Origin of the sequence: Paraburkholderia sp. GAS41, assembly GCF_050436545.1 — a bacterium.
GTDB lineage: Bacteria > Pseudomonadota > Gammaproteobacteria > Burkholderiales > Burkholderiaceae > Paraburkholderia.
Map to the genome: position 1 here is coordinate 148094 of NZ_JBNDMK010000007.1, position 21082 is coordinate 169175.

Sequence of the window (21082 nt, forward strand, 5' to 3'; positions counted from 1 at the left end):
ACGCCATTCGTTATATCCTACAGAATACGACGGTAGAAAACGGATCAGGGGCGCATCCGCTCATCCATACGCCCGGGACCCGCTCCCAACCTTACGAAACAACCGGCAACCTGGAGCCCAGATTGGTGCGCAGTCGATCCACCCTGCCCGAATCGGCGCAACGCCGCGAGCGGCCCGCGAAGCGTTTTTCCAGCACGATTACGGCGTTGAAAGCCGCACCCGATCGCGGGCGTGCGGAGCTGATCCGCGATGTCGTCGACGCTTTCAGGCGCCTATACGGCAGCGTGCTGCGTTTCGTGCAGATGTTCGCCGACGCTCAGGGGAGCACGCCGGCCACGCGCGCCTCTGGCTCGCACTCGTTCAACCAGTTGCTCTCTTTGCTCGCGGAACAAGGCAAAGCAGCGGGGTTTGCCCGCTTTTACGAGCTGAGAGCGGCGATCGAAGAAGCCCGCTCAGCGGAACAGTTACGCGACGCGATTTTCTCCGACACCCATAGCAACGACCCCGTCGCGCTGCGCAAGGCCGCAGCGGAACTGGACCGCCTCGACGCGACCTTCGTGGGACTGTGTGTCGACCATGTGCTGCAGCAGCACGCGCGGGCGCCGCTGGTCCTGTTTTCTGACGATTAGGACAATGCCGCACGGCAGCCCACTACGCTTTTACCGTTATATTCGATGATATATTACGGTACTGAGAATGATGGTGACAGCCTCGAGCGTATCCGGCGCACTTCGCCGGCGAGTCCTGACACCGGAACCGGATTCGAGGTCATCATGCAAGCTCCCCCGTTTCGCCTTGCTCGAACCGCTGACGCCAGCCGTGACGAAAACAGCGCCGCGGCCCGTCTGCGTGCGGCCGACGCGTGCTGCGCGGCGCCCTCGTCCGCGTCTTTCGCCGGCTCGAAACGGCGCACCCGACTGGCGGAACTCGATCCCAATCTGCATTGCTCCGTGATCGGCACGTGCCTCACTACGCACGAACTGCGCAAGCTCGTCCCCAAATTCGCCGGTCTCGACCGCCAGCACGCAACCGACCTCGAAATTCATCACACAGCAGTCGAACTCGCCATTGCGGGCGGCCCAGGCAGCAAGGCGCTGCATAAGGCGCTCGACGAGCGCTACGCCGGCGCCATCCGCCGCTTCGATCAGGCCCGCGATGAAGACGCCGTGCTGGCGCTGTGGAACGAGGCGCTCAAGAACGGCGATATCCCGCCAGCCTACTGGGCGCTGATGACGCATCCCTGTGCAACGATGCCGGTTCGCCAGGCCGCGTTCGGCGAGTTGCACATGTTGTCGCACCTTGTGGGAGCGGCGAATCGCGCGGATATCCGCCGTCTGGTGGCGCTGGAAGAAGAAAACGCCGCGCTACGGGACAAGCTTGAACGACAGCAAAGCCGCCTGCACGAGATCAGCACACAGCGCGACGCGGCGCTCGCGCAACTGGGCGAACAGATCGTCAAACTGACCGCAGAGGCGAGCCGGCAGCCGTCCCTCGATACCGCCAGCCTCGCCGATGAGGCCAGGGCGCTGCAGGCGCGACTCGCCGAAGCCGACCAGCGCCTCGCGCTGCACACGAGCCGCCGCGAAGCTGCCGAACAGCGCGCCTTGCAGGAGCAAGCTACGGCCGAGGCGCTACGCGAGAGCCGCGATCAGGCGCTGGCGTTGCTGAAGGTGGTCCAGTCGGAATGCCAGGCGCTCGAGCGGGCGACGCTCGACGCGCTGGATCAGCCGGATGCGCGCCGTGCAGGACTTGCGGGCGTGGCGGGCAAGCGGGTGGTGTATGTCGGCGGCCGGCCGGGTTCGAATGCGGCGCTCAAGGCGCTGGTGACGTCGGCCGGCGGCGAACTCGTCCTGCACGACGGCGGCCTGGAAGATCGCAAGGGCTTGCTGGCGGCCGCTTTGCCGGGCGCCGATCTCGTCGTATTTCCGGTGGACTGCATCGATCACGATTCGATGAATACGCTAAAGCGCGTGTGCGAGCGTCATCAGGTGGTCTATCACCCGCTGCGCACCGCAAGCGTCGCCAGTTTCATCGATCTGATCGCGCGCCTGCAGACCGAGCGCAGCGCGTCGCAAAGTGCAGCAGTCAGCGCGCGGCCGCCGTCGGCGTTTTGCCTGCGGCACGGCTGAGGCGTATTGCACTCGCCTCATGGCGGAAGATCGGGCCAGCCGCTTCAGGCCTTGATCAGGCGGATCAGTTCGTCGATCTGTTTTGCGCAGGCTGCTTCGGCTTGCGCCTCGACTTCACGATACAGACGCACGATGGTCTCGCCGACCGGCGTGAGGACGCAGCCGCCGCCGCTTTGTCCACCCTGCTCGGATAGCGTCGCGGGCGACTTGAGCGATTTGTTCAGTTCGTCGATGAGCAGCCATGCACGCCGGTACGACATGTCGAGACTGCGTGCCGCCGCCGAGATCGAACCGTGCTCGCGCACCGCCTCGAGCAATTCGACCTTACCCGGTCCGAGCGCCACGGTATCGCCCTTGCGAATGCGCATCCGGAAACGCACTTCGGGTCGTGCCTTGCTGCGCGATGAGGTGGAGGGCGGAGTGGAAGCTTGCGTGCCGGGCTGGAGGCCAGCTTTGGCAGCGATTTTTTTCGCCGGGATGGATTGAGTTTTCGCGGATTCGGCCATGCGCGAAAGCATACACGAAGCGAGGTACGAGGTAGTCCTCGGAAACGGTGCCTGCCACACGGGCGCGGCAGGCACGCCAGCGATACGGCGGCGGATAATCCAGCTGGCTTCAGGAAGCGCGCGGGAAACAATAGCCGAAGTCTTCGCAACCAGGACAACCCGGCGCAGGACCTGGCTCCTTGCCGAGCGACAAGGCGAGTTGCCGGGCCAGAAACTTCTTCCAGCGCAGATTCTCGACGTTAAGCACGACGAGCGACGGGACATAGCGCTCGAGCATTGCGGACACTTCGTCGCGCCCCGCCAGCCCCAGATCGCGCCACAGGTGGTCCGGCCGCAGGCATGCGTGCGCGATGATCGAGGCAAGACACTGGGCGTCGTCGAGGGACACCGCGGGGTTGGCGCTTTGCAGCAGCAACCCGCGCAGAGCCGCGACGAACTCGACATGCTCGTGTGGGCTCAGAGTGGCGATGGCCACAGTTGTGTCGGCGGACTTACGTGCGTTCGAAATGCCGGGTAGGCCCTGCAAGGCGGTCGCCCCGCCAAAATGCCGGCTGACGAGCCCATCCCATTGCGCGGTCGACAAACCGAGCAAGGCCCACTCCCCGCGCACTTCGCGCGCCGCAATGAGCTTGGCAAACAGATGCGCATCGAAAGAATGGGCGTCGATGGCCGCCGCCATCCATTGGGCGGCTCGCCTGGCACAAGCCTCGTCGAGGCTGCCTGTCTGAGCGGCATGAGCAGACGACGTAGCGGGTAAACCGGGAAGCGTATCGTCAGACATGGTTTGCGGGCCGCGGAGAGATGGCCCATGGTACGACGCCGATTCGACTTGCGTGCGGGCTTCCGGTAAAGGCCGCACCGCTAAGCCATCTAACGCCGCTTATAGCCGCCTATAGCCGCTTGCAGTCCCCCACGCTCACACACACACTCCGCAGACGCGTCACAACCGGCGCAGCACCTGCACGTCGATCCGCACCAGCCGCTTGACGTGCCGCGGCGCCGCCATGATGTCGGCGCCGGAATGCAGGATCGGCGCACCGTCTGCCACGCTCAAAGGTTCGCCGTCGCACTCATAGGCGATCAGCACGCTTTCACCCACCGGCGTGTTGAACAGTTCGTGCCACGAAAAGGCCACCGCATAGCCGTCGTGCGCGGCGGCGACAAACACCATGCGTTTGAAGTCGCCCGGCGCGTCGTTGCGCAAGCCCGCCTCCGAGATCAGGTCGGTTAGCAGCACGCCACGATATCGGCCCACGCGGCGAATGAACCGGTTGGTCGTAAAACAGCGCAGGTCGAACGGTGCACCGAGCGCGCTGTCGTAGCGTCTGAGCTGCTCGACCGATAACGACAGCGGCCACAGCACGTGCCCGGTCAAAACGAAATCGCTTGCGGCCGCACGGTTCGCCGTGACCGTCTCGGGTGCCGGTGCCACGCCCGGATTCATCCGTTCCATGCCTGCAGGTCCTCCCGCATCGAGTACGGCCCGCGTTGAGCAAGATTCAGCCGCCCGCGATAAAAAATCAGCCTGGAAAAGCGGCAAACGGCGCCCTCGAAAGCGCGACAGACACCTCAGCGCCAACGCGTAAAACGCGCCGCCGCCCCGCTCGCCACGTCATATTCTGGCATATATTACGCCGCTCGCCGCCCGGCCTGACAGGGGGCGCAGCGACATACAGGCTATATCGCCGCACCTATCTCCGACGACGGGCGAATCGACCCACAGCGCCCTTCGGCGTCGTAATATAGCGATCTTCATAACGCTACGGGAAATCGCATGATTCGCAAGCTGCTTGCCTCTTTCACGATAGTCGCCGGCCTCCTGGCCGCCACCCCCGGCTTCGCCCAGGACAATACCGTCAACGTGCTGTACGCCGGCTCGCTGGTCAACCTGATGGAGCGCAGCGTGGGGCCGGCTTTCGAGAAGGCCACGGGCCTGCAGTTCCGCGGTTACGCGGCGGGATCGAACAAGATCGCCAATGAAATCAAGGGCAAGCTGCGCCGTGGCGACGTGTTCATCAGCGCCAGTCCGAAGGTCAATCAGAGCCTGATGGGCGCGGACAACGGCGACCATGTCAGTTGGTATGTGGGTTTCGCCGAGTCGCCGCTGATGATCGGTTACAACCCGAAGAGCAAGTTTGCCGCCGACTTCAAGACGAAGCGCTGGGATCAGGTCCTGCAGGAACCGGGTATCCGTATCGGACGTACCGATCCGAAGCTCGACCCGAAGGGCGCCTTCACGGTCGAGATGATGACGAAGGCAGCCGATCTCTATCATCAACCCGATCTCGTCGAGAAGACGCTTGGCGATCCTGAGAATTCCGCTCAGGTGCTGCCCGAAGAAACGCTGGTCGGACGGCTGCAATCCGGCCAGCTCGACGCCGGCTTCTTCTACTCCACCGAAACGTCGGACCTGAAGATTCCCGCGTTCCAGCCCGCGCCGGAGCTGGCGGCCAAGGCCAGCTACACGCTCACGATCCTGAACGATGCACAGAACAGCGCAGGCGCTGCGCGCTTCGTGAACTTCCTGCTGAGCGCACAAGGCCGCGAACTGTTGAAGCAGCATGGCGTGGACGTGATCAAGCCCACGGTCACCGGCAACGGGCAGGCCATCCCGCCATCAGTACAGGCCGTGATCGACGCGGCACAGTAACGGTATGAAGCGTATCGCTGCCCGGCCGCTCTTCTGGCTGGCCGCGCTGCTTGCCGCCTACCTTTGCGCGCCGTTCATCGCCAGCGTGCCCCAGCTCGGCGCGGCCGACTGGGCTCACGTCGACTGGAACGCCACGTGGTCGGCAGTGGGCGTTTCCGCGGCAAGCGCCAGTATGGCCTCGCTCGTCATCCTGATCGGTGGCGTGCCGCTCGGCTATTTTCTGGCCCGCTCGAACTCGCGCAAGGTCGCGGCGCTCGGTTTCATGGTGCAGTTGCCGCTCGCGCTGCCGCCGCTCACCAGCGGCGTGCTGCTGCTGTTTCTGCTCGGACCGTATAGCGGCATTGGCCGCCTGACGGGCGGCACGCTGACCGATTCGTTCGCCGGCATCGTGCTCGCCGAGACCTTCGTCGCCGCGCCGTTTCTGATCATTGCCGCGAAGTCCGCCTTTGCGGCGGTCGATCCGGTCCTCGACGACGTTGCCGCCACGCTCGGTCATCATGCCGGCAGCCGCTTCTTTCGCGTCGTGCTGCCGGTCGCCTGGCCGGCCATTCGCGCGGGTCTTGCGCTGGCGTGGCTGCGGGCATTCGGCGAATTCGGCGCAACCGTGATGGTGGCGTATCACCCGTATTCGCTACCGGTCTATACGTATGTCGTGTTCGGCGGCCAGGGCTTGCCGGCCATGATGCCGCTGCTGCTACCCACGCTGGCGATCGCCATTGTCTGCGCCGCGTTGTCGCTCTATAGCCGGCGCCAAAACGGCGCCACCGAACTGGAAAACGAGGACGCCGCCGTCCAGCCCGTGGGCCCGCCGCCGGCTGCCGAAGCCGCGCCGCTGCGGCTCGCGCTCCGGTTGACCCGGCATCTCGGCGCCTTCGATCTCGACGTCAGTTGGGCGCCTACCACCCGACGCCTCGCGATCATCGGGCCGTCCGGCTCCGGCAAGTCGCTGGCGCTCCGTCTGATCGCAGGCCTCGAACCCAACGAAAACGGAATGCTGCGCCTCGGCACCACGGATCTGGAAGAGTTGCCGCCCGAGCGGCGCCAGATTGGTTACATGCCGCAGGACTACGGTCTGTTCCCGCATATGACGGTGGCCCAGCAACTGGCTTTTCCGGTGGATGCAGACGCGGCTAGCGCCCGTTACTGGTTGGAACATCTCGGCCTCGGCAAACTGGTTGGACGGCTACCCAGTCAGCTGTCGTTTGGTCAACGCCAGCGCGTCGCGCTCGCACGCGCCTTGACGCGGCATAGCCAGTTGCTGTTGTTCGACGAACCGTTCGCCGCGCTCGATACGCCGCGTCGCCGGCGCCTGCAGCAGTCGCTGCGCGCGTTGCAGCGGGAGATCGCCGCGGTGACGATCATCGTCACACACGATCCCGACGAAGCCGCGCTGCTCGCCGACGAAGTGCTCGTCATCGAAACCGGACGCGTGCTGCAGGCGGGTCTGATCGACGTGGTCTATGAGCAGCCCGCGTCGATGCGCGTGGCGGAACTGCTCGGTCTGCACAACGTCGGTGAAGGGGTCATGCGCGAAGACGGTATGCTCGAAATCGGCGCCGGGCTGCGGGTGAAGACCGCCGCGCGTTCTATCGCAGCGGGCCAGCGGGTGATGTGGCGGGTGTCGTCGCACGCGCTGACGGCGAGCGCCGACGGTCCGTATGCCGGCACCATCGATGCCATCGAACTGCGCCGCGGCGAGCGTTATATCCGCGTGGAGATAGGCGGTGCGCACTTCGATATTGCCAGCGAGGACAGCCGTTTGCGCCAAGGCACGCAACACCGCTTTGCGATTGAGACAGCCGGTGTTTCGGTATGGGCCGCCGAAGCTGTTCGCGGTTGAGACCTGCGACGCGTCGGCCTGCCGCTTCGTGCCGCCCCGGTTGCTCGGTCGCTGTCCACTGCAGCGCAGGACCGCGTCTGTCACGCGCGGGGCGGCGTCCGTACGCTCGTGGGCGTAGGTTGCGCCCACGGATCGCCGAGCAGCGCCAACCACGCCCGGGTCTCGGGATCGAAATCGCGAACGCCCGGCCGCTTTTCACGGCTGAACATTGGCAAACCGGCGCGGCGAGCAGGCATGAACGGCCTGGCGTCGCCGCCCGCAGCAGCAAGCACGACCAGATCGGCAAGATGCGCACTCACGGCTGTCGGTCCTGCCGGCTGAAGTCTGCTCTCCGTCAGCGGCTCGCCATGCAACAGACTGGCACGTAATACCCGGCCGGCGAGTTGGCGCGTATCGCTGAACGCGCCGGGCGGAATCTTGCCGGCGGGCCAATCGATCAGTTTGATGAAACGCGGCGCGAGGCGCTGCCCCACGTCGATATCGACGGCGGCCACCGCAATCCGTGTAGCTGAAGCGCTCTGCGCAGGCATCCCGCGCGACGCGAAGAATACCGCTACCAGCGTAGCGGCGGCCGTGACCGTGAATGTCCCCGTCCATTTTATCTTTCTCATCTCGCACTCCTTACTTTGTCGCTGTTCAGACTCGAGCAGGCAAAGATCGAACAGGAGGGGCAAGGCTGGTTCGTGGTCGGGAAGCTGCCGCCGTCCATGTGGGACGGCTCGGCGAAATAAAAAAGAGCGTTCATCAACGCCGGCGTCGAATTGCGCCGCAATCGATTGCTTCGTTCCCATGGCGATCGTGTTGATCCGATGTGCCCTCCGGCCTGAGCCGTCCCCGCGAAGCTTCGATGCGATCGGTCTGCACCGGAGGGGGAACACCCGCCCCCGTCCGGTGGCTGCCGATCAGGCTGTTGACTCGCCCGTTGTGAAACTCGTACTGCAAGCCTTTCTGCGAAGGCTTGTCCTTCCTGCTAGCCCCGTCGCGCCTTCATTGTTGGCCCCGTCGCCCCTTTTACGGGGGCTTGATCGGTTGTTGCTTTTTTCTTCCCTGTGCGTCTTCGCGCCGCCTGTTTTTCGTCCTGCTCGTGCATTCCCCCGCACCGTCTTTGTTGCCCCGTACTGCTTATGCGCCCCGCGCCGTCTTTATTGCCCCGTCCTGCTTATGTGTCCCCGCGCCGTCTTTATTGCCCCGCACCGACTGTGGTCCCCGTCCTGCTTCTGCGTTTGATTTTGCTTCCCCGGCGTTATTGGGTTACTGCCGGGTGCAGGACATATAGCGACGACCGTGCCAGAACCTCGCAAAGTGTGATGCCAATGGGCGCGACGGCCGGTGCGCCCCGCAAGCCGGCATGCAGTGGGAGGCCCTGCGCCAAAACTGTTGCAGCGATGCGACTCGGCGCGAACCGCAAATTTACGGGGCCGGAAACGTTGCATCGGCAAGTTCTTTCCGGCCCGTTTTTCTGCTGTCGCACACGACTCGCCAGGACGGCGCGCGGCGATACCTACGGTCGGAATCCCGAGACCGAAAAGCATCGGTGGGTCACTATGTGGGTTCTGGAAGCGAGCCCAAAGTGTCTCAATTGTGAGACGCCACCGGGATGCGCTCGACTATCAAACGAAGGGTCTGTGATGTGACGAAGTGACCGATTCGGTCGTCGTCAATACCGTTGACCGCAATGGGGAGGATCAAATGACCGACGCACTTGCGCGCTCCGCCAACACGGCCAGATCGGTCGTCTTTCGCACTCCAAGCCGTGCGAAATAATGGCCAAAGCCGCTTGCAATAAGGCCTGGCGACCGCTCCTGCGTTTTTACGGACTAACGGCGGCGCTGCCGGGACATCGAAAGCGGAGATCATTCGTTATACAGCGCAAAGGTTTGCGCAATTAACTGCGGACGCGAATGGCAGGTGTATGAATGTCGATAAAAGGCCCATGTCGGTCGAAGCTTCCGGTTCCGAATTAACAATCCCTCAAAAATAATCGTTACAAGCGTTCCCAGATTGAGACAGAATCGATACACGACGTGTACCCAACCGCTTATGCCGCCCCGCAATGCAGCGCGCGCGCCCTTCTGTATCGCGGGGTAAGCGGCAAGTACGGTCAGGCTCCGCATCCAGATTTGCTCGTATGGCAGGTCTAATAAATTTGATCTACCTTTGGGCATGCATCATATAGAGTTCAATATACAGGGGGACTGACGGAGGGTGTCGACTGTCGTAGCAACGGGGAGCAAACAAAATGAAAATTGAGAGTTCGTATGAACAAATTATTCGGCATGCCATTGATTTTCTCTCGATCCGTCAAAGCGGTTGCGGCTTCGCTGACCCAGCAAGCGTAAATGCTGCATCCACTCGGGGGTAATATGACTACGACTGTCACGCCGCATGAGATAGACCGCACGGTGCTCTGTGTTGCCGCCAGGCCCGACGAATTGCTCACCAAATTTCTGGCCGCGTGCGGCTGGCACGTCGCCCATGCCAAGACGACCGCCATCGCCGAACGCATGATCGAGCGCGACAACATCAAGGTCGGCCTGATCGAATTGCCGGAAAATTGCTCCTCGCAGTATCTGTCGGCGCTCGAAGCGTGCATGCGGCGCGTCGAAACCAACTGGGTCGCTGTAATCGCGCCGGGCCAATCCGACAACGACCTGGTCAGCCGCTTCATCCTCGACTATTGCTTCGATTTCGTGACCCGGCCCTGCCTGAACGAACGGCTCATTTTCGCTTTAGGTCACGCCCACGGTCTGTCCAACCTGCGCAAGGTCCAGGTCACGCCCGAACCGTCCATGGGCCGCCACGAAATGGTCGGTCAGTGCGAAGGCATGTTGCAGCTTTACCGTCATATCGACAAATGCGCGGTCACGGATGCACCGGTATTCGTCGCCGGCGAGTCCGGTACCGGCAAGGAGCTGACGGCACGCGCCATCCATGTACGCTCGCTGCGTTCGGCGCAGGCGTTCGTCGCGATCAACTGCGCGGCCATTCCGCCTACCCTGCTGCAAGCCGAATTGTTCGGTCACGAGCGCGGTGCCTTCACGGGCGCCGTGCAGCGCAAGACCGGCCGGATCGAAAGCGCCCATCAGGGCACGCTTTTCCTCGATGAGATCGGCGACATGCCACACGAGTGCCAGGCGGTGCTGCTGCGCTTCCTGCAGGAAGGCACGATCGAGCGCCTCGGCGGCACCGCCGAGATCAAGGTGGACGTGCGGGTGATCTCGGCGACCCACGTCGATCTGGAAAAGGCGGTCGAAGATGGCCGCTTCCGTTCCGACCTGTATCACCGGCTGTGCGTATTGCGGCTCGTAGAACCGCCGCTGCGCGAGCGCGGCGGCGACATCAAGCTGCTCGCCAACTACGCCCTGAGCATGTACAGACAGGACGGGGCACGCAAGATCCGCGGTTTCTCTAGCGACGCCGTGGTGGCCATGTCCAACTACGGCTGGCCCGGCAATGTCCGCGAGCTGATCAATTGCGTGCGGCGCGCGGTGGTGATGAGCGAGGGGCGTTTTATCACCGCCTCCGATCTCGGGCTGCCGCAATCGCCCAACGCGCCCGCGGTCACGCTGGCCGAAATCCGCAGCAAGGCGGAAAAGGATGCGATCGAGCAGGCCCTGCAGCGGCATGGCTACAAGCTCTCGGAAGCGGCTGCCGACCTGGGCGTTTCGCGCGCCACGCTGTACCGGCTGATGCATGCCAACCGCGTTAATCAGGACGGGGCGGGACGCGCATCGGATACGCCTGCGCCACAAGACGACGAAGACAGTGAGCCGGGCTTACCGTCGCTGACCGTGTCCACACACTGAGCCGCTGCCTACCTTAGTCCGCGCCAGACTTGCCTTCGCTGACTGTGTCCACACAGTCAGCCGCTGCGCGCCTCAATCCGCGGCTGGATTGGCCTCCGGATCCGATCGGTAGACAGCAATGCCTTCCATCGGATCGGGCGGCTCGCGCCACGGCGCCTGCTTGAGCATACGCACGGTGTCATCGTAACCGGCGGCCCGGCGCCGCTCGATCCCGCTCGACGAGAAATCGATGTCCTTGTGCAGGTCGTCGCCGGAAAGCCGCGGCGCGTCGAGTTCGATCACCTGCATGGTGGTCCCGCAACCCCAGCCCAGCAATTCTCTGACCTCCGGCGCATCGCGCTGGCCCTCGGGAATGTACTGTTCCAGTTCACGAATCACGTGGCGCAGGCGGTGAATCTGTTTCTGCCGCTCGAGATGGCTTTCGGCTCGGCTCGAGTACTGGATGTCGCGCTGCCGGCTCATGACCTGCAGGATCGAATCGGGCTCCCGGCCGTGCGCCGGCCACAACTGCACCGCAAAAATCACCGAATCGCGCCGCGGGTGATCGTCGAGCACCGCTTCGAGCGGCGTGTTGGAATAAATGCCACCGTCCCACCATGCCTCGTTCTCCAGCCGCACGGCGGGAAAGCCAGGCGGAAACGCGGCCGACGCCATCACGTGGTCGACGTCGAGCGGCGTATCTCGGTTCGTGAAGTAGCGCATGCGCCCACTGCGCACCGCCACCGCGCCGACCGTCAAACGTGTCGTCTTGCCGTTCAGATAGTCGAAATCGATCAGGGACAGCAGCGTTTGCCGCAGCGGTTCAGTCGTATAAAACGCGGCCGCCCCTTTACCGCCATTGTTATGCAGGCCTAACAAGGCACCCAGCTGCGGGGCAAAAAACGCCGGAATACCGCGCGTCATGATGGATAGGTTACGCAGCCACTCGTCGAGCACGGGCAACAGGCCAGCGGTTGCGCTGCCCTGATAAGCGACCTGCTCCCAGAACTGCCGGAGCCTTTCGATGCGCTGGTGAGGCGGATTGCCGGCGATGATCGCGCCATTGATCGCACCAATCGAGGTGCCGATCACCCAGTCCGGTTCGACCTTGGCTTCATGCAAGGCTTCGTACACGCCGGCCTGGTAAGCGCCTAGCGCGCCGCCGCCCTGCAGCACGAAGACGATCTGGCCAGGAATATCCGCGCAGGCCGGCTGCCCGGGTGTTGCGTCGGGCGTGTCGCTCGCTGCCTGATTGACCATGCTCGTTCTCCGGTTGCGTCCCCGGTCGATGATGGCACGCGTGCATGACAACATGCAATGCAGGGGGATGGGCTGGCTGAACATTGCTATGCTGCACAGAGATCATTCGCGCAGGAGTCGGCTTGACCCATCCGCAGCTTCCCCGCATGCCCGCACGAAGCTCGCCTGGCATCGCCTCGCAGGCGAGCCCGTGCGATGCACTCGTCATCGGCGCCCAGCCGGTCGCGCGCGCGTGTGCCTGCCGGCATAAGCGGCTCGCGCTCGCGGCGACGATTCTCGGCTCCAGCATGGCGTTTATCGACGGCTCGGTGGTCAACGTCGCGTTACCGTCGATCCAGGCCGAACTCGGCGCCAGCGTCGCGGCAATCCAGTGGGTGGTCAACGCGTATCTGCTGTTTCTGGGCGCGCTGGTGCTGGTGGGCGGTTCGCTCGGCGACAAACTCGGCAGGCGCACGATTTTTGTCACCGGTATCGGCCTGTTTACGCTGGCGTCGATCGGCTGCGGATTGGCGCCGCAAGCGGGCGTACTGATCGTCGCTCGCGCGGTGCAAGGGGTCGGCGCGGCGCTGCTGGTGCCGAGCAGCCTGGCGATTATCGGCGCCGTGTTCGACGAGCACGAGCGCGGCAACGCGATCGGCACGTGGGCCGGAATCGGCGCGATCACCTCCGCCGTCGGGCCAGTGGCGGGCGGCTGGCTGGTCGATACGTTTTCGTGGCGGGCGATCTTCTTTCTCAACGTGCCGATTGCCTGTGCAACAGTCGCGCTGGCGCTCGCCTCGGTGCCGGACAGTCACAAAGCCGGCTCGCCGGAGCAGCTCGACTGGCTCGGGGCTGTAACCGCCGCCGTGGGCCTCGGCACCTTCACGTATGGTCTGACGATCGCCTCGACGCGCGGCTTCGCCGATCCGCGCGTGCTCGGCCTGATCGGTACAGGTGTGATCGTGCTGGGCGGATTCCTCGCCATCGAAGCGAAGAGCCGCAATCCGATGGTGCCGCTCGATGTGTTTCGATCGCGCGATTTCGTCGGCGCCAATCTGGTGACCTTGCTGCTTTACTTCGGCCTCGGCGGCGCACTGTTCTTTCTGCCCTTCACGCTGATTCGCGCCTATGGATATAGCGCCACCGCTGCAGGGGCCGCGCTGTTGCCGATGCCCATCACGATCGGCCTGCTGTCGCGCTTCACCGGCAATCTGACGCAACGGTACGGCGCGCGTGCGCTACTCACGGCGGGCCCGGTGGTAGCCGCGGCGGGCTTTGCGATGCTCGCGCTGCCATGGGTGCGCGGCGACTACTGGACGGGTTGCTTTCCGGCGCTCACCGTGCTGGGTTTAGGCATGACCATCACGATCGCGCCCCTGACCACCACCGTCATGGCCGCCGTCGCATCCACGCGTACCGGCCTCGCGTCCGGCATCAACAACGCCATCGCCCGGGTGGCGAGTCTGCTCGCCATTGCGGTGCTCGGCATTGTGTTCGTGTGGTCGCACGACGCGACGCTGGCCGCGCGGCTCGGCACTGCTGCCAGCCAAGGCAGCCAAGGCAGCCACGCCGCCGTCGCCAGCGAGGACGCCCTGCAAGCGTCCGCACAGTCTCAGCCGGATGCGCAACCAGCGCTTGCGGACGCACGGGCCGCGCAGGCCGACGCGCTCGGCGCGGCGCTGCGCGCGGTCGCGTTGGTGTCGGCGGCGTGCGCGCTGGCGGGCGCAGCCGTTGCCGCCGCCACGATCCAGCCGCGCCACTGAGCGGGCGTGCATAATCCTCATAGCACCCGCGCTTACGATTCACTGACGCACGCCCCGCCAGACTGATTTATCCCCAATCGGTCCCCTGTGTGCGGAACTTGCGTAGCAAGACCGCTGTCGTCTTATAGTCAGATTTTTTCGGCCGAATCGGCCTGCATCCTGACGGCGCCGCTCATCGCTGCCGTCCTGCCTATCCTCTATGCGCAAATTCCTCGTCGTCTGGTTATTGATTCTCCTCGCCGCGCCGGTCTTCGCTGCCACGACGCAGCCGGCCGCCGCCTCCGCCACGCCGGCCGTCACGCTGACACCCGAGCAGGCGCGGCAGGCGCTGGTGGTCCTCAACGATCCGCAACGGCGCGCACAGATCGCCGACACCCTGCATGCGATCGCCGCAGCCGGCGCGCTCAGTGCGCCGCCGGCTTCCGCGCCGCTTGCCGCCTCGACGCCGGCGCCGGCTAGCGGCGCGGCGGCGGCCGTCCATGACGCGCTCGAATCGAACGGACTCGCGTCTCAACTGGCGCGCCAAGGCGCGCATGGAGCGGTTCAGGTTGCGGGGGCGTTGCGCAGTTCGCTGGCGGCCCTGCTCGATGTGTCGTCCGTGCGCGGATGGTGGTCCGATCTGTTGAGCAATCCGCAGCAACGGACGCTACTGGGCAACATCCTGCTGTCGGTGCTGGGTGCGTTGCTGCCTGCCTTGGCGCTGGAATGGATCACGCGCCGTCTGCTCCGCCGTGCACTCACTGCGCTGGCGGTGCGCCGTAACGTCGATCCGCGCGAGCTGTTCCTCGACGAGCCGTCGGAAGCGACGCTGGCGGCGGTCGCCGCGCAGGCCACGCCCGCTCCCGTGGAGAATGTCGCCAGCCGCGCCGCGCTGGACCCCACTGCGGATAACCCGCGCCCCACGGATAGCACCTCTAGCCGCACCGCGCTGGATACCACGCTGGACTACAACAGCGCCCCGGACACCACGACGAACAACGACGACGAAACTTCTGTCACGGCGGACGAGGAACTGGCCGCGGCCGGCGCCGCGCCTTCGACCCGCACGCCGCGTGCAGCGGCCGCCTCGGCGGGCACGCCTTCAGTCGGCGCCACGGGTCCCTCGCTCGCGAGTGCCACCACGCCGCCGGCCGCCACCGGGTCCACTCCGCCGAGCGCGGCGTCACCAGCCGACGACGCCGTTCGCCACGCGCTTCACCATTATTCGTTGCTGCGCCGCCTGCCGCGCGCCGCGTTGCGCATGCTGGTTAGGTTCATCCCGCTGGGCGTCTTTATCGGCGCGGCGAGCCTGCTGATGTCGTTCATCACGGACGAGGGCACCGCGCAAGACCGCGCGCTCGATTCGCTGATCGACATCTACGTGTTGTGCCGCGTGGCCGTTATCGTCAGCGGCTTCTTTCTGCAACCCGACGCGCCTCGCCTGCGCCTGTTGCAGATGTGCACCGTGTGGGCCGCCTTTACGCAGCGCTGGGCGGTGATTTTCGTCAGCGTGGTCGGCGCGGGCTCGGCGCTGGCCGACACGGCTGCGGTCCTCGGCCTGAACGAGGATGCCCATCTCGCCCTGATGAAAGTCGTCACGCTGGTTGGCCACCTGATGATCGCGATGCTGATCCTGCAATGCCGCCGCCCGGTCGCCTCGCGGATCCGCGCGCGCAGTTCAGCCAGCGCGTCGCTGTCGGTGATCGGGAACGCACTGGCCGATTCATGGGCCGGGATCGGCGTGTTCGTCGTCATGGCGCTGTGGTTCGTCTGGGCGCTCGACGTGCGTAACGGCTATCACGCGCTGCTTCATCTCGGCGGTATATCGATTGCCGTGCTGGTGGGCGCGCGCGTCGTGTCGATCGTGATCTTCGGCGCACTCGCGCGCACGTTCGACGGACAGGATCAGCAGACCAGCGACTCGCTCGTTCATCAGCACGCCTACCGTTATTACCCGCTGTTGCGCCGCATCGTGTCGTGGCTGGTCGGCATCGTCACCGCACTGCTGCTGCTGCAGGTCTGGGGCGCGAACGTCGCCGTGCTGTTCGCGAGCGGCACCATCGGCCACCGGCTCGCCTCGGCGGTCGTCACCATCGCGGTGGCGGCGGCCGTCGCGCTGTTCGTCTGGGAAGCGGCCAACGTGACGGTCGAGCGGCGTCTGCATCAATGGACCAAAACCGGCGACGTGGTGCGCGCCGCGCGTCTGCGCACCTTGTTGCCGATGCTGCGCAGCCTGCTGTTCGTCGTGATCGCGCTGGTGGTGATCCTCACGGGACTCAGCGAAATCGGCGTGAACATCGGGCCGCTGCTGGCGGGCGCCAGCATCTTCGGCGTCGCGCTGGGTTTCGGCTCGCAAAAACTGGTGCAGGATTTCATCACCGGCATCTTTCTGTTGATGGAAAACGCCCTGCAGGTAGGCGACTGGGTGACGCTCGCGGGCGTATCGGGCACCGTCGAATACCTGTCGATTCGCACCGTGCGCCTGCGCGGCGGCGACGGCTCGCTGTACACGGTGCCGTTCAGTTCGGTGTCGACCGTGAACAACACCAACCGCGGTCTCGGCAACGCGGCGGTGAAGGTCAGCATCATCTATGGCCAGGACGTCGATCTGGCGATCGCCACGCTCAAGGAAATCGGCGCGTCCTTGCGCGAGGATCCGCAGTTCAAGGACGGCATCCTGTCCGACTTCGCCTTTTGGGGCATCGATTCGGTAGACGGCTCGGCGATCACCATGAGCGGCCAGATCCAGTGCCGCGACAGCGGACGCTGGGGCGTCCAGCGCGAATTCAACCGGCGTGTGGCCGAGCAGTTTCAGGCGCGCGGTATTCAGATCGCGAATCCGCAACGGACGGTGTTTGTCCAGAGCGGCGGTATGCCCGGCGGAAATACGGACGACGCGGTGCCGGATGCACCGAACCCCGTGACTGCGCCGGCTTCACGGAACCTGCCACCAGCGCGGCAATAGGCGGCGCACCTCGGGACGTCGGTAGCGGTCGTCGATCAGATGCACGACACCCACGTCCTGTTCGGTGCGAATCACCCGCCCCGCCGCCTGCACCACCTTCTGCAAGCCCGGGAAAAGGTACATGTAGTCGTAGCCATTGCCGAACTTCGCCTCCATGGTGCGGCGCATCTGTTCGTTGACGTCGTTCATCTGCGGCAAACCGAGCGTGGCGATAAATGCGCCGATCAGTTGCTCGCCCACCAGGTCCACACCTTCCGAAAACGCGCCGCCGAGCACGGCGAATCCCACGCCGCGACCCATCGCCCTGAAGCGCGCGAGAAAGGCCTCGCGCGCCGCCTCGTCCATGCCCGGTTCCTGTGCCCAGACCGGCACTTCCGGGTAGCGTTCGCGCATCAATGCCTCGACGCGCTGCAGATACTCGAAACTGCTCAGGAAACCCAGGTAATTGCCCGGCTGGCCGGCATACTGCCGGGCGATCAGATCGACGATCGGCACGAGCGAGCGCTCGCGATCGCGCCAGCGCGTCGATACGTGGCTCGCGACATGCACCTTCAGTTGTTCCGCGCGGAATGGTCCCTCGACGTCGAGCCAGCGGGTTTCCTCGCCGAGCCCGAGCGTGTCGCGATAGAAATGATGCGGACTGAGCGTGCCGGAGAACATCACGGTGGTGCGCGCGGCGGCAAAGCGCGGAACGAGAAACGGCGCAGGGATCACGTTGCGCACGCAGAGCGTTGAGGCGGTTTTCGACCGCGACGTGGGACTGCCCGTCAGACCTTCTGAGTGCAAAAAGCCGGCTTGTGCAGCGCCGCTGCGACGAGCGACGTGGCGCTCGGGCGCGAGCGTCGTGTCGAACACCGAATGTTCGCTGAACTGCTCCGCGAGCGACACGAAGTGCATCGCATCGAAGTAGAAACGCAGTTGGGCCTCGTCGATGGAAAGCGGCGCTTCAGACAACTGCTCCGTGACGGCGCCAATCAGATTCTGCGCCGCGGCGAGGAAACGCGGCGGCACATCGGGATGCACCTGATACGCGTCCGTTTGCGCACGATTGAGTGCATTCCACTCGCGGTTCAGGCGCTCGAGCGGCTTCACCAGCGCCGTAGGCGCGCTCTTGCGGGCGGCCCGGAATGCGCCTTGCTCCAGCGACGCCGTGTACATCCGCCGCGCCCGGTCGAGCAGGTTGTGCGCCTCGTCGACGAGTACCGCCACCCGCCACTGGTTGACCTGCGTCAGCGCATAGAGCAACGCACTGCTGTCGTAGTAGTAGTTGTAATCGCCCACCACGATGTCGCTCCAGCGCGCCAGTTCCTGCGAGAGGTAGTACGGACAGACATCGTGCGCAAGCGCCGCGTTGCGCACCGCCGCGCGGTCCAGACGGTGCACGGACAATGCCATGCTGCGCGCGGCGTCGAGGCGATCGTAGAAGCCGCGCGCGAGCGGACAGGCGTCGCCGTGACAGGCTTTGTCCGGATGTTCGCAGGCTTTGTCGCGCGCCACCAGTTCGAGCGTGCGCAATGGCAGTGGCGAGGCGGCGGTAGGCGTATCTGCTTTGATCGGCGTCGTTGTCTCGCCGTTGGCGTTGGCGTTGGCGTTAGCGTGGGCGCCGGCGTTAGCGCCAGCGTTGCCGCTGGCACAGCCACTCGCACTAGCACTCGCACTAGCACTAGCACTGGCACTAGCACTAGCACTAGCATGCAACATCTCAACCGCATCCAGCGCAAGCGAACGCCCCGGCGTTTTCGCGGTCAGGAAAAAGATCCGCTCGACCTGATCCGCCGCGCAGGCCTTCAGCAGCGGAAAAATCGTCGCCAGCGTCTTGCCGATCCCAGTGGGCGCCTGCGCCATCAGATTGTGCCCATCCCGCGCGGCGCGGAAGACCGACACCGCCAGTTCGCGCTGACCGCTACGAAACTCACCGTACGGAAACGCCAGTGCGCCCAACGCCGTGTTGCGCGCGCTTCGATGTGCTTCCTCCCGCATCGCCCAGTCGATAAACCGTTCGCACTGCTCGACAAAAAACGCTTCCAGCGAAGCCGCGTCATGCCGCTGCGTCAGCACGGTTTCCTTCTGGCTGCCAATGTCGAAATACACAAGCGCGACTTGCAACTCCGTCAATCCGCGTGTCTGGCACAGCAGATGTCCATAGACGAGCGCTTGCGCCCAATGCAAGGCACGGTGATTGTCCGGCATCGCCGCTAGGTCGCCGCGATAGGTCTTGACCTCCTCCAGCCGGTTGAGCGCGCCGTCGTATCCATCCGCCCTGCCTCGCACGTTCAAACTGCGATGCGTGCCGGTCAGCGTGATTTCCGCCTCGTAGCCGCTGTCGCGGCGCGCGGCGACGATCGCGTGTCCGGCAATCCCTTCGGCCGCGCTCGGCGCAGGCGTAAAGCGCAGATCGAGGTCGCCGCGCCGCGCCGTGAACTCGCACAATGCCCGCACCGCGACGACGTAACTCATGCCGCCGCCTCGGCACCGTCGATCTGTACCTCGTCGGCCCAGCGCACGTCGAGCACGCGCACCGGCATGCCGTGCTGCGCACAGTATTCGAGCCAACGAATCTGGTTGTCCTGCAGACGGTCGCCGGGCCCTTTCACCTCGATCAGCTCGTAACGCCGCTCGGCAGGCCAGAAGCGGATCAGATCGGGCAGACCCGAGCGGTTGCTGCGGATGTCGCGCAGCAACCGTTCGAACCATAGTTTCAGATGTGCGGCCGGCAGGCAGTCGAGCGCCTGCGCGACCAGTTCGGGTGTCAACATGCCCCAGAACACGAACGGCGACTGCCGCCCTGCCTTGCTCTCCAGATGCCGCAAGATGGTCGCGCGGTACGCGCCGCTATCCAGCTGCGCAAGACAGGCGTCGAACTGGACCGCGCGGCGCGCCTGGAAATCGGGCGCGTGCAGATCCGCGGAGCCGCGCTGAAACGGGTGGAAAAACGCGCCAGGCAGCGCCGCAAACACCGGCTCCCAGCACAACAGACCGAAGAGCGAATTGATCAGCGCATTCTCGACGTAGTGCACCGGCGCCTGCGGACTACTCAGAGAGTCGCGCGCCGCGTATTCGACGCTGCACGGTGCGGTGGGGCGGCTCAGAACCAGTGCGCTACGCTCGATGGCCCTTGCGCCCGCCGCCCGCGCCACCGGCTGACCCAGGCGGCGCTGCAACCGCGGCAGCATCCGCGCGACACGCTGGCGCTCCTCTTCGCTGCCCGGCGCGTCGGCGGCCTGTAACGCTGCCGTCAAGGCCGCTTCGAATTGACCGCTGCGTTCGAGCACCCGCATGTGCCGATGCCGTGCGCCTGGCCACAGGCAGCCCGCGTAGACAGCCAGCGCCGCATCCCAGTCCTGCCGCCGCTCGCAATGCTGGCCGATGCGAAACAGCAGCTTCGCGCGGCGCATGTCGAGCCAGGCGTTGCCGGTTTCGATGGCGGCAATTTCCGCCACGATTGGCTCGACGGACGCGCCCTCGGCAAGCGTATCGAGCGCCTCACCGCATGCGTGCAAGGCCAGGTAGCCGTCCACATCGGCACGCTGCTGAAAGGCGCGCGACGACGGCGCGAAGGCCACCGCCTCATACTGGAACACGCCCAGATCGGCCAGCACGAATTCCGTCCAGTCCTGGTGAAGATTGCCGAAGAACATCAGGCGCAGCCGTTCGCACAACGGCGCGATGGTGACGTCGAATACGCAGTCGGCACTGTGTGGATTCCACATCCTGTATGGTCGCGCGGTGTCGTAGGTGGCCTGCAGCGCGTCGCGCAGGTCCGACTTGCGGCAGTCTTTGCGCAGCGGGATATTCGCAAAGATCTGCAGTAGTTCGGGCCGCGTAGCCAGGCCGAATAATTCATCGAGGCTCAGCTGCGGCGCGTCATCGATCCAGCCGAGCGCGATGAGCGGTGCAGCGGCTTGCCGCGAACATCCGATCTCGTCGTAATTCAGGCGGCTGGCCCTGAACAGCGTGCCTTTGCGCATCAGCATCCGCACGAGCAGCGCCCGTGAAGCCTGGGGCAAGCGACTGAATGCGTTAAGAAAGAGGCGCTCGTCCGCGCCGAAGACATCGTCGTAGCGCTCGGCAAGCCATGCCAGCGCACGCTCAAAATTGAGCAGGTAATAAGGTGCGCCGGGAGGCGGCGAAGACGCGTCCGACTGGGTTGAAGGCAACCCGGAAGGCGCAAGGGAAGGCACAAAGGAGGGTGCATCAAAAGCGTCTGTCACCACGGGCATTCACAG

Annotated in this window: 14 protein-coding genes; 7 read left to right on the plus strand and 7 right to left on the minus strand. The window is 64.8% G+C overall.

The window, feature by feature from the left end:
- Nucleotides 1–125: 125 nt before the first annotated feature.
- Nucleotides 126–629 carry a hypothetical protein gene (locus P3T43_RS12840; RefSeq protein WP_429281420.1) on the plus strand — a complete coding sequence of 168 codons (504 nt, stop codon included), beginning with the start codon at nucleotides 126–128 and terminating at the stop codon, nucleotides 627–629.
- 144 nt (nucleotides 630–773) lie between these two features.
- Entirely contained in the window at nucleotides 774–2129 is a 1356-nt protein-coding gene (locus P3T43_RS12845) for a DUF2325 domain-containing protein (protein ID WP_429281421.1), read from the plus strand.
- 44 nt (nucleotides 2130–2173) lie between these two features.
- Here the strand turns inward: P3T43_RS12845 and P3T43_RS12850 are convergent, their stop codons facing one another.
- From P3T43_RS12850 to P3T43_RS12860, 3 genes are all read right to left on the minus strand, one after another.
- Complete coding sequence (locus P3T43_RS12850) at nucleotides 2174–2647, minus strand: winged helix-turn-helix domain-containing protein (RefSeq protein ID WP_429281422.1); 474 nt, start codon at nucleotides 2645–2647, stop codon at nucleotides 2174–2176.
- A gap of 97 nt (nucleotides 2648–2744) precedes the next feature.
- Complete coding sequence (locus tag P3T43_RS12855) at nucleotides 2745–3416, minus strand: nitrogen fixation protein NifQ (protein ID WP_429281423.1); 672 nt, start codon at nucleotides 3414–3416, stop codon at nucleotides 2745–2747.
- 159 nt (nucleotides 3417–3575) lie between these two features.
- Nucleotides 3576–4079 (minus strand): molybdopterin-dependent oxidoreductase, encoded by a 504-nt coding sequence (locus tag P3T43_RS12860; protein ID WP_429281509.1) that lies wholly within the window; start codon nucleotides 4077–4079, stop codon nucleotides 3576–3578.
- A gap of 330 nt (nucleotides 4080–4409) precedes the next feature.
- Between P3T43_RS12860 and P3T43_RS12865 the strand changes: the two genes are divergently transcribed.
- Both P3T43_RS12865 and P3T43_RS12870 read left to right on the plus strand, forming a co-directional pair.
- Complete coding sequence (locus P3T43_RS12865; protein WP_429281424.1) at nucleotides 4410–5285, plus strand: extracellular solute-binding protein; 876 nt, start codon at nucleotides 4410–4412, stop codon at nucleotides 5283–5285.
- A gap of 4 nt (nucleotides 5286–5289) precedes the next feature.
- Entirely contained in the window at nucleotides 5290–7125 is a 1836-nt protein-coding gene (locus P3T43_RS12870) for an ATP-binding cassette domain-containing protein (protein WP_429281425.1), read from the plus strand.
- A gap of 80 nt (nucleotides 7126–7205) precedes the next feature.
- Here P3T43_RS12870 and P3T43_RS12875 read toward each other — a convergent pair whose 3' ends face one another.
- Nucleotides 7206–7736 (minus strand): SAF domain-containing protein, encoded by a 531-nt coding sequence (locus P3T43_RS12875; RefSeq protein ID WP_429281426.1) that lies wholly within the window; start codon nucleotides 7734–7736, stop codon nucleotides 7206–7208.
- Between the two features lie 1752 nt (nucleotides 7737–9488).
- On the opposite strand from P3T43_RS12875, the gene P3T43_RS12880 reads away from it, so the two are divergent.
- A complete protein-coding gene (locus P3T43_RS12880) occupies nucleotides 9489–10931 on the plus strand; it encodes a sigma 54-interacting transcriptional regulator (RefSeq protein ID WP_429281427.1) in 1443 nt (480 codons plus the stop codon).
- 72 nt (nucleotides 10932–11003) lie between these two features.
- On the opposite strand, the gene P3T43_RS12885 is transcribed toward P3T43_RS12880, so the two are convergent.
- Nucleotides 11004–12170 carry a patatin-like phospholipase family protein gene (locus P3T43_RS12885; protein ID WP_429281428.1) on the minus strand — a complete coding sequence of 389 codons (1167 nt, stop codon included), beginning with the start codon at nucleotides 12168–12170 and terminating at the stop codon, nucleotides 11004–11006.
- A gap of 146 nt (nucleotides 12171–12316) precedes the next feature.
- Between P3T43_RS12885 and P3T43_RS12890 the strand changes: the two genes are divergently transcribed.
- Nucleotides 12317–13912: an MFS transporter gene (locus P3T43_RS12890; protein ID WP_429281510.1), complete on the plus strand. Its 1596-nt coding sequence runs from the start codon at nucleotides 12317–12319 to the stop codon at nucleotides 13910–13912.
- Nucleotides 13913–14111: 199 nt separating this feature from the next.
- Nucleotides 14112–16856: a mechanosensitive ion channel domain-containing protein gene (locus tag P3T43_RS12895; RefSeq protein WP_429281429.1), complete on the plus strand. Its 2745-nt coding sequence runs from the start codon at nucleotides 14112–14114 to the stop codon at nucleotides 16854–16856.
- Here the strand turns inward: P3T43_RS12895 and P3T43_RS12900 are convergent.
- Together P3T43_RS12900 and P3T43_RS12905 are read right to left on the minus strand one after the other, a co-directional pair.
- The gene (locus P3T43_RS12900) at nucleotides 16827–19313 is read right to left on the minus strand and encodes a helicase C-terminal domain-containing protein (RefSeq protein ID WP_429281430.1); all 2487 of its coding nucleotides are present in this window, start codon (nucleotides 19311–19313) and stop codon (nucleotides 16827–16829) included. The two genes, P3T43_RS12895 and P3T43_RS12900, sit on opposite strands and share 30 nt — an antisense overlap.
- Entirely contained in the window at nucleotides 19310–21013 is a 1704-nt protein-coding gene (locus tag P3T43_RS12905; RefSeq protein ID WP_429281511.1) for a VRR-NUC domain-containing protein, read from the minus strand. Before P3T43_RS12905 ends, P3T43_RS12900 begins: the two co-directional genes overlap by 4 nt.
- Between the last annotated feature and the right edge of the window lie 69 nt (nucleotides 21014–21082).